The 16,379-nt window shown below is 74.5% G+C and carries 16 protein-coding genes and 1 pseudogene; 10 read left to right on the top strand and 7 right to left on the bottom strand.

Annotation, left to right across the window (positions count from 1 at the left end):
• The 3 genes and pseudogenes from AB0A94_RS35845 to AB0A94_RS35835 form a co-directional block, all read left to right on the top strand.
• Positions 1–93 (top strand): annotated as a pseudogene (locus AB0A94_RS35845) (histidine phosphatase family protein); the annotation flags it as partial.
• A gap of 352 nt (positions 94–445) precedes the next feature.
• Complete coding sequence (locus AB0A94_RS35840) at positions 446–1,051, top strand: hypothetical protein (protein WP_361750828.1); 606 nt, start codon at positions 446–448, stop codon at positions 1,049–1,051.
• Between the two features lie 123 nt (positions 1,052–1,174).
• A complete protein-coding gene (locus tag AB0A94_RS35835; RefSeq protein ID WP_361750826.1) occupies positions 1,175–3,613 on the top strand; it encodes a right-handed parallel beta-helix repeat-containing protein in 2,439 nt (812 codons plus the stop codon).
• Here AB0A94_RS35835 and AB0A94_RS35830 read toward each other — a convergent pair.
• The gene (locus AB0A94_RS35830; protein ID WP_361750833.1) at positions 3,583–5,829 is read right to left on the bottom strand and encodes a hypothetical protein; all 2,247 of its coding nucleotides are present in this window, start codon (positions 5,827–5,829) and stop codon (positions 3,583–3,585) included. The two genes, AB0A94_RS35835 and AB0A94_RS35830, sit on opposite strands and share 31 nt — an antisense overlap.
• Before the next feature lie 410 nt (positions 5,830–6,239).
• Here AB0A94_RS35830 and AB0A94_RS35825 point away from each other — a divergent pair, with 410 nt between their 5' ends.
• The gene (locus AB0A94_RS35825; RefSeq protein WP_361750824.1) at positions 6,240–7,079 is read left to right on the top strand and encodes a DeoR/GlpR family DNA-binding transcription regulator; all 840 of its coding nucleotides are present in this window, start codon (positions 6,240–6,242) and stop codon (positions 7,077–7,079) included.
• Between the two features lie 51 nt (positions 7,080–7,130).
• Positions 7,131–7,601, top strand: a complete 471-nt coding sequence (locus tag AB0A94_RS35820) for an SRPBCC family protein (protein WP_361750822.1) — start codon at positions 7,131–7,133, stop codon at positions 7,599–7,601.
• Between the two features lie 18 nt (positions 7,602–7,619).
• Here the strand turns inward: AB0A94_RS35820 and AB0A94_RS35815 are convergent, their stop codons facing one another.
• Positions 7,620–8,744, bottom strand: a complete 1,125-nt coding sequence (locus AB0A94_RS35815) for a PLP-dependent cysteine synthase family protein (protein ID WP_361750820.1) — start codon at positions 8,742–8,744, stop codon at positions 7,620–7,622.
• Between the two features lie 332 nt (positions 8,745–9,076).
• On the opposite strand from AB0A94_RS35815, the gene AB0A94_RS35810 reads away from it, so the two are divergent.
• The 3 genes from AB0A94_RS35810 to AB0A94_RS35800 all read left to right on the top strand — a co-directional run bounded on the left by AB0A94_RS35810 (position 9,077) and on the right by AB0A94_RS35800 (position 11,272).
• Positions 9,077–9,400, top strand: coding sequence for a hypothetical protein (locus AB0A94_RS35810; RefSeq protein WP_361750819.1), 324 nt, complete (start codon positions 9,077–9,079; stop codon positions 9,398–9,400).
• 183 nt (positions 9,401–9,583) lie between these two features.
• A complete protein-coding gene (locus AB0A94_RS35805) occupies positions 9,584–10,129 on the top strand; it encodes an ATP-binding protein (protein WP_361750817.1) in 546 nt (181 codons plus the stop codon).
• A gap of 240 nt (positions 10,130–10,369) precedes the next feature.
• Complete coding sequence (locus AB0A94_RS35800; RefSeq protein ID WP_361750815.1) at positions 10,370–11,272, top strand: aldo/keto reductase; 903 nt, start codon at positions 10,370–10,372, stop codon at positions 11,270–11,272.
• A 24-nt stretch (positions 11,273–11,296) separates the two neighbouring features.
• Here the strand turns inward: AB0A94_RS35800 and AB0A94_RS35795 are convergent, their stop codons facing one another.
• Positions 11,297–11,584: an SHOCT domain-containing protein gene (locus AB0A94_RS35795; protein WP_361750813.1), complete on the bottom strand. Its 288-nt coding sequence runs from the start codon at positions 11,582–11,584 to the stop codon at positions 11,297–11,299.
• Positions 11,585–11,748: 164 nt separating this feature from the next.
• Here AB0A94_RS35795 and AB0A94_RS35790 point away from each other — a divergent pair, with 164 nt between their 5' ends.
• Positions 11,749–12,327: a TetR/AcrR family transcriptional regulator gene (locus tag AB0A94_RS35790; protein ID WP_361750811.1), complete on the top strand. Its 579-nt coding sequence runs from the start codon at positions 11,749–11,751 to the stop codon at positions 12,325–12,327.
• A 30-nt stretch (positions 12,328–12,357) separates the two neighbouring features.
• Complete coding sequence (locus tag AB0A94_RS35785; protein ID WP_361750809.1) at positions 12,358–12,942, top strand: DUF4865 family protein; 585 nt, start codon at positions 12,358–12,360, stop codon at positions 12,940–12,942.
• 83 nt (positions 12,943–13,025) lie between these two features.
• Here the strand turns inward: AB0A94_RS35785 and AB0A94_RS35780 are convergent, their stop codons facing one another.
• Genes AB0A94_RS35780 through AB0A94_RS35765 form a run of 4 tightly spaced genes read right to left on the bottom strand, consistent with a single transcriptional unit; the run spans position 13,026 to position 16,329 of the window.
• On the bottom strand, positions 13,026–13,448 hold the full coding sequence (locus tag AB0A94_RS35780) for a PPOX class F420-dependent oxidoreductase (protein WP_361750807.1): 423 nt from the start codon (positions 13,446–13,448) through the stop codon (positions 13,026–13,028).
• 32 nt (positions 13,449–13,480) lie between these two features.
• Positions 13,481–14,371: an NAD(P)-dependent oxidoreductase gene (locus AB0A94_RS35775; RefSeq protein ID WP_361750805.1), complete on the bottom strand. Its 891-nt coding sequence runs from the start codon at positions 14,369–14,371 to the stop codon at positions 13,481–13,483.
• Between the two features lie 28 nt (positions 14,372–14,399).
• A complete protein-coding gene (locus AB0A94_RS35770; protein WP_361750804.1) occupies positions 14,400–15,641 on the bottom strand; it encodes an ROK family protein in 1,242 nt (413 codons plus the stop codon).
• 37 nt (positions 15,642–15,678) lie between these two features.
• Entirely contained in the window at positions 15,679–16,329 is a 651-nt protein-coding gene (locus AB0A94_RS35765; protein WP_361750802.1) for an alpha-ketoglutarate-dependent dioxygenase AlkB, read from the bottom strand.
• Positions 16,330–16,379 lie beyond the last annotated feature (50 nt).

The raw sequence follows: 16,379 nt of genomic DNA, 5'->3' as shown, positions 1-16,379 counted from the left end.
GTCCGACACGGCGAATCAACGGGCAATGTTGATGACTCCGTCTACGAGCGCGAACCCGATCACGCCCTGGCCCTGACCGGGCGGGGCAGACGGCACGACGGCCCCGCGGGCATGCCCGCCCGCATCCGATTCGCCGGAGGCCCCGAGGCCGCTTCCGGCTGCCCCCGGGGGGAGGGAATCGGATTTCCGCCCGGCGGGGGGAGAACGCGGTTCCGCCTCGGACGGCGCCGACCGCCGCGCCTCGTGCGGGACGCCGCCGGACTTCCGGCCGCCGCCGTCCGGCCGTCCGCGCCGGGAACGGAGGCACCGGCGCCGGCGCGGAGGTCCGCACGCCGCGGTTCCCCTCGCGGGCGCGGGAACCGGACCCCGGGCTCGCGCGTTGGCCTTTCATGAGCGATCCATGAGAGATCCGTGAAAGGACCCGCGGGGGAAGGGGGCGCGGACCGTGCGAGCGATCAGCGGACTCTGGCGCTGGCGGCACAACCCGTTGTGCCGCGGGACCGACCTGGCCGAGGCCTGGGTGGCGTTCGCGGCGCTGCTGCTCGTCCTCGTCGCCGCCCCGGTGGCCGGCCTGCTCACCGGAGGCGCCGCCCAGGACGCCCTGCAGCGTTCCGTCCGCGCCCAGCACCAGTCCCGTCACCTGGTGACGGCCACGGTGGTGCGCAAGCTCGATCCGTCCCCGTCGGCCGCCGACCCGGAGGGTTCCGCCGGCGGGGATCCGCGCCACCGCGTCCTCGCCCACTGGACCGCGCCGGACGGCACCGGGCGGAGCGGGCCGGTACCGACGCGCCTGGAGGACCCCCGGCCGGGCGACCTCTTCCGGATATGGACCGACGGGCACGGGACCACGGTGGCCCGCCCCCTGGACACCGCGACGGCCACGACGCACGCCGTGCTCGCCGGCGTCGGCGCGGCCCTGGTGGCCGCGGCCCTCGTCGAGGGCTCCAGACGGCTGGCCGTCCGGCGCATGCTCCGCCGCCGGTACGCGCGTTGGGACCGGGCATGGGACAAGGCGGGCCCGGACTGGGGCAGGACGGGGACCGGCAGCTGACCGACGTCACGGCTCTGGTCAACCCGGTGCCCGCGCGCACGCTACGGTGGTCCGGCCGAACCGATCGGCGGCGACACACGCGCGAACGAGCCACGTACGACAAGGTGGGGGCACAGCTACGCCATGGCACAGGGCACGGTCCAGGTGACGCACACCGGCACATCGCGGTGGCGGCGCCGCACGGGTGAGTACGCATCGCTCGCCGCCGCCCTGGAGGCCGCGGCCGAGGGCGACGTCCTCACCGTCGCTCCCGGGACCTACCGGGAGAACCTCGTCGTGCAGCGGGCGGTGACCCTGCGCGGCCCCGAGGGCTCACCCGGCTCGGTGCGCATCGCGCCCCCGGACGGCGTTCCGCTGACCGTGCGCGCCTCGGCGGTGGTCCAGGACCTGCACGTGGAGGGGCAGGACGCGACCGCCCCGGCCGTGCTGGTCGAGGGGGGCACCCCGGAGCTGCGCGACATACGCGTGGTCACCCGGTCCGCGGCCGGCATCGAGGTGCGCGGCGGTGCCCGGCCCACGGTGCGCCGCTGCACGGTCGACAATCCGGCGGGCGTTGGCATCGCCGTCCTGGACGGCGGGGGCGGGGTGTTCGAGGAGTGCGAGGTGGTCGCCGCGGGGCAGGCGGGGGTCGCGGTGCGCGGCGGTGCCCGCCCCCGCCTCGAGCGCTGCCGGGTGCACCACGCCTCGGGTTCGGGACTGACCTCGACCGGGGAGAACTCGGCGCTGGAGGCGGTGGGTTGCGAGGTCTACGAGGTGCGGGGCAGCGGTGTCCAGGTCAGCGGCCGTGCCACCGCCCACCTCACCGACTGCGACGTGCACCGGACGACCGGGGACGGCATCACCCTCGACACGGACGCGGTGCTGACCCTGGCCGACTGCCGGATCCACGACGTCCCGGAGAACGCGGTCGACCTGCGGTCCCGCTCGGTGCTCACCCTGACCCGCACCAGTGTGCGGCAGTTCGGCCGCAACGGTCTGTCGGTGTGGGACCCGGGCACGCGCGTGGACGCCAACCAGTGCGAGATCTTCGACAGCACCGGCGACTACCCGGCGGTGTGGGTGAGCGACGGCGCCACCGCCGTACTGGACTCCTGCCGGGTGCACGACGTGCCGGACGCCCTGTTCGTGCTCGACCGCGGTTCCCGCGTGGACGTCGTCGACAGCGATCTGACGCAGGTGCGCAACACGGCCGTGTCGGTGAGCGACGGTGCCACCGCGCAGCTCGACGACTGCCGGATCCGGGAGGCGGCGACGGGCGCCTGGTTCCGCGACCACGGCAGCGGCGGCACCCTCGCCGACTGCTCCCTGGAGGGCGTGCAGACCGGCGTGATCGTCACCAAGGGCGCCGACCCCACCGTCGAGCGCTGCACCGTCGGCTCCCCCGCCGAGGCCGGCGTCTACGTCTCCGCCGGCGGCCGCGGCACCTTCGTGAACTGCCGGGTCACGGGCAGCGGCGGCTACGGCTTCCATGTGATCGACGGCAGCCGCACGACACTGCGGAAGTGCCGTACGGAGCGCTGCGCGCGCGGTGGGTACGAGTTCGCCGAGGGCGACGCGGCGTCCGGCTCGGGCGGTCCCGTCGTGGAGGACTGCACCAGCGACGAGAGCGGGAGCCTGAAGCCGGCGGCGTCACCGGAGCCGGCCGCCGTGCAGGCGGTGAGCCACACCACCGGCCTGCTGAGCACGGTCCCCGCCGCCCGGACGGCCGAACCGGCACCGCCCGCTCCCGCCCCCGGACCGGAGCGGGAGACCCGCACGTCCAAGGCCGTGCTCGGGGAACTCGACGCGCTGGTGGGCCTGGAGAGCGTCAAGCGCGAGGTGCGCGCCCTCACCGACATGATCGAGGTGGGCCGGCGCCGGCAGCGGGCCGGCCTGAAGGCGGCGTCGGTCAAGCGGCACCTGGTGTTCACGGGCTCCCCCGGCACGGGCAAGACCACCGTCGCCCGGCTGTACGGCGAGATCCTCGCCTCGCTCGGGGTGCTGGAGCAGGGACACCTGGTCGAGGTGTCCCGGGTCGACCTGGTCGGCGAGCACATCGGCTCCACGGCGATCCGCACCCAGGAGGCGTTCGAGAAGGCGCGCGGCGGCGTGCTGTTCATCGACGAGGCGTACGCGCTCTCCCCTCAGGACGCCGGACGCGACTTCGGCAAGGAGGCGATCGACACGCTGGTGAAGCTGATGGAGGACCAGCGGGACGCGGTGGTGGTGATCGTGGCCGGCTACACGGCCGAGATGGAGCGGTTCCTGTCGGTCAACCCGGGTGTGGCGTCCCGTTTCTCACGGACGATCACCTTCGGCGACTACGGCCCCGAGGAGCTGCTGCGGATCGTGCGGCAGCAGGCCGAGGAGCACGAGTACCAGCTGGCGCCGGGCGCCGACGAGGCGCTGCTCGCGTACTTCACCGACATTCCCAAGGGGCCCGCGTTCGGCAACGGGCGCACCGCGCGGCAGACCTTCGAGGCGATGGTCGAGCGGCACGCGAGCCGGGTGGCCCAGCTCGACGAGCCGACCACCGCCGACCTGACCCTCCTCTACGCCGAGGACCTGCCCTCGCTGCCCTGAGCGCCGTCGGGCTCCTCCGTGTCCCGGGGTGCCGGCACCCCGGGACGCAGGCGTGCGAGCAGCCGGCGCCGTTCCTCGGCGAACGCCGGGTCGGCCTGGTAGTCGGAGTGGCCGAGGATCGGTGCGGGCAGGGGGTGGGACTCGGTGCGGCCGTAGGCGAGGGGGTCCTTGAGCGCGGGACGGTCCACGTCGGGACCGCGGTCGCCGGGCAGCCGCACCGGGCCGCCGATGGGGTCGGTGGGCCGGTGGAGGTTGCGCCAGCAGTCGACCTCCCGGTGCAGGGAGCTGAGCGCCTCCGGGCCGAAGTGGGCCGGGAACCAGCGGCCGTACAGGCGCTCCAGCGGGGAGCCGTAGGTCAGCAGCGCGACGCGTCTGCGGGTGGACGGCGGCAGCTGCCAGGCCGTGGCGGCGGCGAGGACGCTGCCCTGGGAGTGGCCGGAGATCACCAGCCTGCCGCCGGTGGCCCGGGTCCAGGTGGCGATGCGCCAGGTCAGGTCGGGCACCGCGCGCTCGGCGTAGCAGGGCGGCGCGAAGGGGTGCGCGGCGCGCGGCCAGAAGGTGCCGACGTCCCACAGGATGCCGATGGTGCGCCGCGCGGAGGCGTCCTTGTAGGCGCGGCGGCCCGAGGCGACGAGGAGGACGAAGCCGAGTCCGATCAGCCAGGAGCCCAGCGCCTGCGCGGTCTCGGCGGCGCCGTGGACGACGGCGTGCGAGCCCCGTGCCGCCTCGCCGGGTGTCCTGTCGGTGGCCAGGGCGCCGACGAGGGCGCCGGCGCCGAGCAGCAGGGTCGCGGCGGAGGTGACGGCGAGGACGCGCGGTGCGCGGTCGGTGAGCGTGGCCATGGCGCGCACGGAGGCGATACGGCGGGTGCGGCCGGGGTCGCCCGTCTCGCCGGGGTACTCGCGTTCCACGGCGGCACGTTCCACGCGCGCCGTCCGCCAGGCGCGCCGGGCGAGCCGGGCGCACAGCAGCAGCACCAGGACGAGCAGCGGCGGGATGACGGACGCCTGCCAGGTGAGCAGCACGGGCGGGCCGGGGATCGAGGTCCCGGTGCCGTCCAGCCAGTCGGAGACCCGCTGGGAGACGCCGCCGGACATGACGCCGCCCAGCGCGCAGGCGAGCATGGCGACCGCCGGTCCGGCCAGGCCCCGCATCGCGGCGCGCCGGTCGGGGTCGGTGCGGTGCAGGCTGTGGGCGACCCCGGCGAGCACGATCACCAGCAGGCCCTGGACGAGGTTGAGGGCGCCGAAGGCGGCGTCGCCCGGCAGCCGGCCCGCCGACTCCCACCCGGGGCGCTCCCACCCGGCGTAGAGCAGGGTGAGGGCGAGCAGGACGAGCGCGGCGAGCGGCAGGTACCGCACCAGGCGCCGGTCGAGTCCGTCGTCCAGCCGGCGTTCGGTGCGGCCCCGGCGGCACACCACCCACACCACGACGCCCGCCCCGACGGCCAGCGCCGCCTCCAGGAGCACACCGAGGACGCCCAGGACCGCCGGGCCGCCCGGCTCGCGGTCGTGGCGGGCGGCGGCGGAACCGACCGCGGCGGCGACGGTGAGCAGGCCGGCGGCGGTGTGCGCGGCGCGCAGCCGGGCGACCAGGCGCCGGCCGTACCAGAAGCCGGGCCGGCCCAGCGCGGTGCGCCCGCCGTCCTCCTCGGGCTCGGGTTCGTGGGTCATCGGCTGCTGGGACTCGTACGCGCTCCAGGTGCGCAGGGACAGGAACCACAGCAGGCCGGTGAGGGCGGCGGGCACCAGGGCGGCGAGCGCCAGCCTGCGGCCCGGCGCGCTCCACCAGCCGCCGCCGGACGTCCCGGGCGAGAGGAAGCCGAGCCAGGAGTGCCGTTCGGAGCACACCTGTGTGCCCGCGCACTGCCAGGCGGCCAGGTCGAGGGCGACCTCGCAGGCGGCCGCGACGAGCAGCACCGTCAGGCTCAGTCCGGCCAGCCGCACCAGCAGCCCGTACAGCCGGACCGCGCGCCGGCGGCCGTGGGCGGTGGGGCGCATCCAGTGGGCGAGGTTGACCACCATGAAGGGGAGCAGCAGGAGCCACAGGGCGCGGGTGCCGTTCCCCGAGGTGAGGTTGCACCAGACGTAGGCCTCGGGGACGGGGTCCTCGCGTCGTCCGTCGGGTCGCCGCTCCGCGTCGGCGTCGTCGGCGCGGCGGAACACGGCGGCGACGTCGTCACCGGTGATCCGGACCGTGCGCGGGTCGCCGAGCATCTCCTCGGGGGTGGTACCGCCCACCCCGTGGACCAGGAGTTCCAGGGCGGTCCCGGACTCCCCGGTCCGCGTCGCGGGACGTTCGGTCCCCTCGGCCGGTCCGTGTCGCTGCGCGCTCTCCACCGATTCGCACTTCCCCCATGACGCCCCGTCGGCTCCGTCCGTGCGGGCACAGGATCTCCCGTGGCGGAACGGCTCACACCTCTCCTCACGCAATCTCCCCGATCCGCGTGACGAGCAAGCAACATACGGGAGACCAGTGGCATGTGCGCGACGAACCACCGGTGACGCCGGCCGGGGCACGGCGTGCGAGGATGGGACGGCCGCGCACCGATGACGGGCGGAGACCTGCTCGTCGCAGAGGGTGCCGGACGTGTCGGGCGGTTTGCGGCGAAAGGACCGGAGCGTAGGTGAGCGAGAATCAGAACCTGCTCGCGGAGCAGCGGCGCACCCTGATCCTCGACGAGGTCCGGCGCCGGGGCGGGGTCCGGGTCAACGAGCTGACCCGCAAGCTCGGTGTGTCGGACATGACGGTCCGCCGCGACCTCGACGCGCTGGCCCGGCAGGGCGTGCTGGAGAAGGTGCACGGCGGCGCGGTCCCGGTGGTGGAGGCGAGTACGCACGAGCCCGGGTTCGAGGCCAAGTCGGGCCTGGAGCCGACCGCCAAGGAGGACATCGCGCGGGCGGCGGCCGAGCTGGTCGCTCCCGGCGCGGCGATCGCGCTGTCGGGCGGTACGACGACCTTCGCGCTGGCGCACCACCTGCTCGACGTCCCCGACCTCACGGTGGTCACCAACTCGGTGCGGGTGGCCGACGTGTTCCACGCGGCGCAGCGCACGCCGGGAGCCCGGCAGGGCTCGGCCACGGTCGTCCTGACCGGCGGGGTGCGCACACCGTCCGACTCGCTGGTGGGGCCGGTGGCCGACCAGGCGATCGCGACGCTCCACTTCGATCTGCTGTTCCTCGGGGTGCACGGCATATCGGTGGAGGCGGGGCTGTCGACCCCGAACCTCGCGGAGGCGGAGACGAACCGGCGTCTCGTGCAGTCGGCCCGGCGGGTGGTCGTGGTCGCCGACCACACCAAGTGGGGCACGGTGGGACTGAGTTCGTTCGCGTCCCTGGAGCAGGTCGACACCATGGTGACGGACTCCGGGCTGCCCGCGGGGGCACGCGCGGAGGTGTCCGAGCATCTGCGGCGGCTGGTGGTGGCGGGCGAGCCCGAGGATCCCCCGGAGGCCGCGGACATCTGACGGGACTTCTGCCCGCCGCCCGTTCCGGTGCCCGTCGAGGAGGTTGTGTCCATGGCCCACCGTCTGCGCCCCGTGGAGCACGAGTTCGTCCGTACCGCGCCCGTACGGCTGGTCTTCCGGCGGGAGGTCTCCGCCGCGCCCGAGCGGGTGTTCCGCGCGCTCGCCGAGGACGTGACCGGCTGGACGGAGTGGTTCGGGGCGGTGACGCTGGCCCGCCCCCTCGACGACGGCGCGGGGCGTGAGATCCGGCTCCGGGGCGGCACCCGGTTCCGCGAGACGGTCCTCCTGGCCGAGGCGTCCGAGGTGTACGCCTATCGCGTCGACGTGACGAACGCGCCGGGCGCCCGTGCCCTGGCCGAGGAGTGGCGGCTCACCCCGGCCGGCACGGGCACGCGGGTGCGGTGGACGTTCGCGGCCGACGGCACGGCGCCCTTCCGTCTCGCCCTGCGGGCCGCCCGGCCGGGGCTGGGGCGGGCGTTCCGCTCAGCGGTGACCTCACTGGACCGCCGGCTCGGGGCGTAGCCCGCGGCCCCGGCGCGCTCAGCCGGGCCAGACGCCGGTCCGCAGCAGGGACTCGATCGCCGCCGTGTACGGCGCGATGTCCAGGCCCTGTTCGGCCAGCCAGGCGTCCGAGTAGTACTTGTCCAGGTACCGGTCCCCCGGATCGCACAGCAGCGTCACCAGGCTCCCCCGCCGGCCCTCCGCCACCATCTCCGCGGCGAGTTTCAGCGCGCTCCACAGCCCGGTGCCGGTGGAGCCGCCCGCCTTGCGGCCGATGACCCGTTCCAGGGCCCGCACGGCGGCGACACTGGCCGCGTCGGGCACCTTCATCATCCGGTCGATCGCGCCGGGCACGAAGCTCGGCTCCATACGGGGCCGGCCGATGCCCTCGATGCGGGAGCCGCGGTCGCAGGCGACGTCCGGATCGCCGGTGGTCCAGCCCTGGAAGAAGCACGAGTTCTCCGGGTCGGCGACACAGATGCGGGTGTCGTACTGCATGTAGTGGACGTAGCGCGCGAGGGTCGCCGAGGTGCCGCCGGTGCCGGCCGTGGCGACGATCCACGCGGGTTCCGGGAACCGCTCCAGCTCCAGCTGGCGGAAGATCGATTCGGCGATGTTGTTGTTGCCCCGCCAGTCGGTGGCCCGCTCGGCGTAGGTGAACTGGTCCATGTAGTGGCCGCCGGTCTCCGCCGCGAGGGCGGCGGACGCCTCGTACATCGTGCGGGGGTCGTCCACGAAGTGGCACCGACCGCCGTGGAACTCGATCAGGCGGCACTTCTCGGCGCTCGTCGTGCGCGGCATGACGGCGATGAAGGGCACGCCGATCAGCTTCGCGAAGTACGCCTCCGACACGGCCGTGGAACCGCTGGACGCCTCGATCACCGGGCGGCCCGGACGGATCCAGCCGTTGCAGAGCCCGTAGAGGAAGAGCGAACGGGCCAGCCGGTGCTTGAGGCTGCCGGTCGGGTGGGTCGACTCGTCCTTCAGGTAGAGGTCGATGCCCCACCGCTCGGGCAGCGGGAAGCGCAGCAGGTGGGTGTCGGCCGAACGGTTGGCGTCGGCCTGCACCCTGCGCACGGCCTCTTTCAGCCAGGCCCGGTAGGCGGCGTCGCTGTGGTCGACGTCGAGGGTGGCGCCGGTCGGGGTCTGTCGGGGAGTGCTCACGGCGGGGCTCCTTACGCTGAGCGCCGACGGCGTCTCGCGCGGCCGGTACCCCGATCATAAGCATCCTCCACACCGCCTCTCACCTGCATAAACACACCTTTGAGCCACTCAAAGGCACCCCTGGGGAGCGCAGGAGGCGGCACGGGGGCGCATTGGCGCGAGTGCACCCCGGGCCCGGGGGAACGGTGGCGCGCGCACTGGTGCTCGGCGGCGGGTGCGGGCAGACTGCACCGGCGTGAGCAGGGCCCCGTACGGGGGCACACTGGAGCTGGGCAGGAGCCGGCCCGTGGAGCACGGTCCGGCACACCGACGCACACAAGGGGGCGGGTGGCATGGCGGAGCCGGAGTTCACGGCCACGGGCGTGCGGATCGGCAAGTGGCTGCGTTCGCTCACCCGGGCCGGCCAGGTCCGGATCAGCGAGGGCCGGCTGGAGCTGCTCACCAGCTACGGCAGTGAGATCGACAGCGCGCCGGTGCAGGCGGTACGGGCCTCCAGGCCCTGGTTCGCCCCCGAGGACCGGGCGCTCGCGGACCTCAACGGCAAGCGGTACCTGCTGACCCTGGGCGACCACGACCCCGCGCCGGGCGAACCCGGTCCGCCCGCCGCCCGCCGTTTCATCGAGGCCGTGCGCCGGGCGTCGGGGCGCGGCGTCTGAGATGCACGTGACTTGCGTCACTTCACCTCTTGCGTCACTCTGGTCTCACGTCACTCTGGGTTTACCGGCGATAACGCTGCGAACCAGCCCGCCGGCCACGACAGCAGGCGGCAGTGTCATGCAGGCGCCCTGCTGGATCCGTCTTCCGTGTTCTTCCGGACCTCACGTCGGGGAGTCGCAGCCGTGATCACTCACCCAAGCAGGCACTGCGCGGTGGAGCTCCAAGCCCTGCCGTCGCGGATCGGCCAGGTCCGCAGAATCGTATCTGCGCAGTTGCGCTACTGGCATATGGACTCGTTGATAGACCGGGCATCGCTCGGTGTGACGGAGCTGTTGTCCAACGTCCACCGGCACGCCCAGCCCGACAAGACGTGCACCGTCGAGATCGAGCTGCTGCTCGACCGGCTCAAGGTGTCGGTGCGCGACCACGACCCGCGGTTGCCGGTCCTGGCGGACGCGGGCCCGCTCGCCACGTGCGGACGCGGGCTGGCGATGGTCGCCGCGATGAGCGAGAGCTGGGGCGCGATGCCGGACGGCGAGTCCGGCAAGGTCGTGTGGTTCACCCTGCCGACACCGGCCGCGACCACCGCGCCCGCCTGGGACCGGCGTCCGCGGATCACGGCCGGCGAGCCCGCCGGCCACCGCTTCGCGGAGGTCGCCCTGGTCGATCACACCCCCGACGACCACCACCCCGACCGGGCCCCGGCCCGGACCACCGTCCCCGGCTGACACGGGCGACCGGCGGGTCGGCGGGGAGCCGGTGGTGAGACCCCCGGCTCCCTCCCGGCCCGCGGGTCCCCGGCAACGGGCGCGCCGCTGCCGACCGGGTGCTTCGACAGTTTCAACGACCGGTCTCTGACGGTTCGTTCCTGATACGGATGTGACATTTCGTCCAGCCCGTCGGCCTGTCGAGGCACCCCGCGCCCCCTACCCTCCGGAGCCTGACGAACCGACGGGTGAAGGAGCACGGTGAGCGCAGCGGCGGCAGCGGGGACCTGGAGACTCGGGGACCTGGAGGTGAACCGCATCGGCTACGGCGCGATGCGGCTGACCGGCAACGGCATGATGGGCAACTCCGACGGCAGGCCGATCGACCGCGGCGCCGCCGTCCGGATACTGCACAGCGCGTTCGAGCAGGGCGTCAACCACATCGACACGGCCGCCTTCTACTTCTCGCCGCTGCGCTCCGCGAACGAGCTCATCAACCGGGCCCTCGCATCCTGGCGCGACGACGTGGTCGTGGTGACCAAGGTCGGCCCGGGGCGCGACCCTTCCGGCCAGTGGCTCGCCATGGCCCGTCCCGACCGGCTCCGCGGTCAGGTCGAGGAGAACCTGCGCCGGCTCGGCCGGGACCACCTCGACGTGGTCAACCTGCGCGTCAACGACCCCGGGGCCTCGGTGGCCGAGCACTTCGGCGCCCTCGCCGTGCTGCGCGAGGCGGGCCTGGTCCGGCACCTCGGGCTCTCCAACGTCCGGCCGGAACACCTGGCCGAGGCCCGGGAGATCGCCCCGGTGGTCTGCGTCCAGAACGCGTACGGGCTCGACTCGCGCCGTTCCGACGAGAGCGGGCTGGTGGACCTCTGCCGGGAGCGGGGCATCGCCTTCGTCCCCTACTTCGCCCTCTCCGGCCTCCGGCGTGAGGCGGCCGCGGCGCCGGAGCGGGACGCGCGCGTCCACACGGTCGCCCGTGCCCACGGCGCCACGCCCGCGCAGATCCGTCTCGCCTGGACCCTGCACCGGGGACCGCACGTACTGGCCGTCTCCGGCACCACGAACCCGGCGCACCTCGCCGAGAACATCGCCGCCGGCGCCCTGCGGCTGACCGAGGAGGAGCTGGCCCTGCTCGACAAGCCGGGCGCGGCCGGGGCGTGAGCGGGGGCGAGGCGTCTCAGAGCGTCATCGCGCGCCGTCCTTGCCGTGCCGGCCGAACTGCTCGTCCAGGACGGACAGTCGCCGCCAGTACTCGTCCTCGTCGATCTCGCCGGAGGCGAAGCGGTGGCCGAGCACCGTGATGGGCGAGTTGTCCTCCGCCGCGGGCCGTCCGGGGCCGGGGCCACGGCGTCCACGCCACACCGTGCGGCGCAGCAGTGCGATGCCGCCACCGATGACCAGGGCCCAGATCAGGGGGAAGAGCAGGATCCACGGGCCGGGCCCGCCGTCGCCGAAGTGCGCCAGGGTCTGCATGATCGTCCATCTCCTCGGATGCGCCGTCTCGTCGCTCCTTGTGCGACCTCTCCGAGCGTCCTCCCGCGAGGGGGTTCGGGGCGTCGTACGGCCGACGGCACTGTGCGTACCCCGCGGGGAGTACGCGGACGGCCGAGGAGCACTCGACTTCTGTAACTACTGGTATGTACAGTGCGGGCATGAGCACCTCGGAACGACTGATCGAGGCCACCCGCGACCTGCTGTGGGAGCGCGGCTACGTGGGCACGAGCCCGAAGGCGATCCTGGAGCGGTCGGGCGCGGGCCAGGGCAGCATGTACCACCACTTCAAGGGGAAGCCGGACCTCGCGCTGGCCGCGATCCGGCGGACCGCCGAGGAGACGCGGGCCACCGCCGAAGCGGTCCTCGCCGGGCCGGGAACGGCGTACGAGCGGATCGAGGCGTACCTGCTGCGCGAGCGCGATGTCCTGCGGGGCTGTCCGGTCGGGCGGCTCACCATGGACCCGGACGTCATCGCCGACGACGCGCTGCGCGCCCCGGTGGACGAGACCCTGGACTGGCTGCGCGCGCGGCTCACCGGGATCGTCGAAGAGGGTAAGGAGCGGGGCGAGTTCGCGCCCGTTCTCGACAGCGCGGAGATCGCGGCGACCGTCGTCGCGACCGTCCAGGGCGGCTACGTCCTGGCCCGCGCCTCCGGCTCCCCCGCCGCCTTCGACGCGGGGGTGCGCGGTCTGCTCGCGCTGCTCGCGCCGCGCGGGCGATAGTCCCGTCGACTTCCCCCCAGGAGGCCTCCGTTGCACGCCCTGCAGTACGAACTCACCCTGCCCGCCGACTACGACATGGGGATCGTCCGGGACCGGGTGGCCCGGCGCGGGCATCTGCTCGACGCGTGGCCGGGCCTCGGCGTCAAGGCGTACCTGGTGCGCGAGCGCGGGGTGCACGGCTCGCCGGTCAACCAGTACGCGCCGTTCTATCTCTGGAACACCGTGGAGGGCATGAACGCCTTCCTCTGGGGCGGCGGCTTCCAGGGCATCGCCGACGACTTCGGGCGTCCCCCGGTGCGGCAGTGGACCGGCCTGGCGTACGAGGAGGGGGTGGCCTCGGGAGCACCCGCGGTCGTCGCCGTACGGCACCGGCGTCCCGTGCCGGACGGAGTGCGGGTGGGCGAGACGGCCGAGGAGGCGGTGCGGGAGTGCGGGCGGCTGGCCGGCCGGGACGGCGCGGTGCTCGCGGCGGCCGCCGTGGACACCGCCCGCTGGGAGCTGGTGCGCTTCTCGCTCTGGGCACACGACGCGCCCGAGGCGGACGGCGAGGTCTTCCAGGTGCTGCGTCTGTCGGCGCCGGAGCGGGACGCGCTGTCCCGGGGACGCCAGTGGTGAGCGCGGTCCGCGCCGCCCTCACCGGGAATCCCGGCCGGGCCTTCGCCGTCAACCGGCGTTGACGCCCGGCCGGGCGCCGGTGGTCAGCCGCCCGGCTGGTCGCTGTCCTTCATCGCGCCCCAGCCGTGCCAGCGCTCGACCTCGAGCCAGGCGCTGACCCGCGCCCGCTTGCGGTCCGGGTACGGGTTGCCGGTGTAGTGCCGGGAGAGGCGGTCGATGTCGGCCAGGTCCTCGTCGTCGTACAGGTCGCTCACCCGGCCGAGCAGGGTGACGTGGGTGTACCAGTCGTCGCCGGCCAGGACGGTGAGGGTGACGCGGGGGTCGCGGCGGACGTGCTTCAGGCGGACCCGGCCCTCGTCGAAGTTGATCAGTGCGCGGCCGTCCTCCCACAGGTACCAGGTGGGGGTGGACACGGGCGCGCCGTCGGAGCGCAGCGTGGCCATGACACAGGGGTTGGGCTTGCGCAGCAGTTCCTGCGCCTCGGGGGGAAGCGGGGGCTTGGACACTGCGGACTCCTTCGTGCTCACGGCTCGGCCGGTCAGGTGGTGGGGTCGTCGTCGAAGCTGGCGTAGTAGGCGGCGGCCATGTCCTCGTCGCCGTGGCCCCGGGCGTCGGCCCGCTCGAACCGTTCGGCGCTCGCGGCGGCCACGTCCAGGCGGACGCCGTGCTGCTCACCGGCCCGCACGATCAGTCTGGCGTCCTTCGCCGCGGTCGTCACGGCGAACTGGGCCGGGGTCAGCCGCCCGTCGAGGATCATCCCGGCCTTGGCGCGCAGATAGCCCATGTCGAGCGGGCCGCCGGCGATGAGGTCGAGGAAGCCGTCCGGGGCGACGTCGAGGGCCTCGGCCAGGGCGAGGGCCTCACCGGCGGCGGTGGTCGCGGCGAGCACCCAGCTGTTGGCGACCAGCTTCAGGCGGGTCGCGCCGGCCGTGGCGCCGTCCTCCCCGGTCCACACGGTGCGGGCGCCCACCGCGTCGAACACCGGGGTCACCCGGTCGCGGCCCTCGACGGGACCGGCGGCGAGCACGGTCAGCTGTCCGGCCTCGGCCGGCTCGCGGGTGCCGAGGACCGGGGCGTCGTAGAAGAGCAGGCCGTGCTCGCGGGCGAAACCGGCCAGTTCGGCGACGCCCTCGATGCCCGCGGTGGTGGACTGCGCCCAGACGGTTCCGCGGCGCAGGGCGGGGGCGGCCCGCCGCATCGTCTCCAGGGTGGCCGGGCCGTCGTACAGCATGGTCAGCACGGCGTCGGCGGACTCGACCGCCTCGGCGGGGGTTCCGGCGACGTGCGCGCCGTCGGCGGCGAGCGGTTCGGCCTTCGCGCGGGTGCGGTTCCAGGCCCGTACGGTGTGCCCGGCACGCAGGAGACTGCGGGCCATCGCCGCGCCCATGATGCCGGTACCCAGGACGCTGACGGTGAGCTTGTCGGTCATGAGGTCGCTTTCTGTCGGTCGGGCCGCCTCATCGCACCAGTGCCCCGAGAGGATCGTCCAGCACCGGCTGCCAGGCCAGTTCCGCCGCGCCGACCAGGCTGTTGTGGTCCAGGGTGCAGGGGAGGATGGGGACGCCGCCGCTGCGGCCCCACAGGCTGCGGTCGGCGACGACGGCGCGCAGCCGGTCCGGGTCGGCCGCCAGCAGGGTGCGGTGCAGGCCGCCGAGGATGATCCGGTCCGGGTTGAGGATGTTCACCAGTCCGGCGAGGCCCAGGCCGAGCCGGTCGATGAGGGACTCGGTGGCGGTGCGCACGTCCGGGTCGCCGTACTGGCCGCGGACCAGGTCCTCGGCCTGCTTCAGCAGGGAGAACTCGGGGCCCGGCGCGCGGCCCGCCGCGGTGAGCAGCGCCAGCGGGTCCGCCTCGACGTCGAGGCAGCCGCGGCTGCCGCAGTGGCAGGGGCGGCCCTCGGGGTTGACGGCGAGGTGGCCGACCTCCAGGGCGAGTCCCGAACTGCCCGAGTGCAGACGGCCGTCGAGCACCAGCGCGCCGCCCACCCCGCGGTGGCCGGTGGCCACGCACAGCAGGTCGCGGGAGCCGCGCCCGGCGCCGTGCCGGTGTTCGGCGAGGGCGGCGAGGTTGACGTCGTTGGCCGCGAAGGCGGGCCCCTCCAGACCGGCCGCGCGCACCTGCTCGGCGAAGATCTCCCGTACCGGGGCGCCCGCGGGCCAGGCCAGGTGCAGGGGGTTGAGGGCGAGCCCTTCCGGTTCGGCCACCGCCGACGGCACGGCGAGCCCGGCGCCCACGCACCGCCGGCCGGTCTCCTCCAGCAGCTCGGCGCCGGCCGCGACGACGGAGCCGAGCACCTTCGCCGGGTCGGCGTCGACGACCTCGCAGCCGGGCGCCGTGGCGACGATACGGCCGCCCAGCCCGACCAGGGCCGCCCGGAAGCCGTCGGAGTGCACCTGCGCGGCGAGCGCCACGGGCCCGTCCTCGGCGACCGAGAGCCGGTGCGAGGGGCGCCCCTGGGAACCGGCCGCCGCGCCGGGCCGGGCGTCCACCCGGATCAGCCCGAGCGCCTCCAGTTCGGCGGCGACCGCGCCGGCCGTCGCGCGGGTCACGCCCAGCTCGGCGGTGAGCACCGCGCGGGTCGGCGCGCGTCCGGTGTGCACGAGCTCCAGCGCGGGTCCGAGCGCGCCGCGCCCCCGGTCCAGCCGCGTCCTCGAGGTGGTCCCTTCCCCCGCCGGCCGGGGGTCCGCCTTCCCGCTCATGAACGCGAGTCTCCCATGATCCGCAAACCGGCGCGGACTACGGGCCGCCGACCCGCAGCGTGATGTTCAGCCTTCCGGCCAGTCCCAACTCGGGCGGTGCCGTGCCCGCGTGCACCCGGGGAACGCCGTGGTACGCGAGCCTGGAGGGTCCGCCGAAGACGAACAGGTCGCCGCTGCGCAGCTCCACGTCCGTCCAGGGGCGGGTCCGGGTCGCCGTGTTGCCGAAGCGGAAGACGCAGGTGTCGCCGAGGCTCAGCGACACCACGGGCGCGTCCGCCTTCTCGTCGCCGTCGCGGTGCATGCCCATGCGGGCGTCGCCGTCGTAGAAGTTGACGAGCGCGATGTCGTACGCGGCACCGCGCGCGGCGTCCGCGCCCAGCGCGTCGGTCACCGCGCGGCGGCCCAGTTCGCCGAGCCACGCGGGGAACGGTTTCACCGGCGCGCCGTCGCCGTCGACGGCGGTGCGGGCGTAGCCGTACGGATACCAGTGCCGGCCGAGGCACACCTGCCGGGCGGTCATGGTGCCGCCGCCGGGCGTGCGGACGGTGCGCAGTCCGGCGGGCGGCCTCGCCCAGTCCCGGCAGGCGTCCAGCAGCCCGCGCTGCGCCCGCGCGTCCAGCCAGTCCGGCACGTGCACCGCGCCGGGCGCGATCTCGCTCCGTGTCCGGGGGAACAGCTCGGCGTCCATGCCTCCCATCCTGCCGGACGCACCCTGAGCTGCGGCTGGGCTAGCCTGGT

The organism is Streptomyces sp. NPDC044984 (assembly GCF_040646935.1).
Lineage (GTDB): Bacteria > Actinomycetota > Actinomycetes > Streptomycetales > Streptomycetaceae > Streptomyces.
This window is presented reverse-complemented; position numbering and strand designations above follow the sequence as displayed.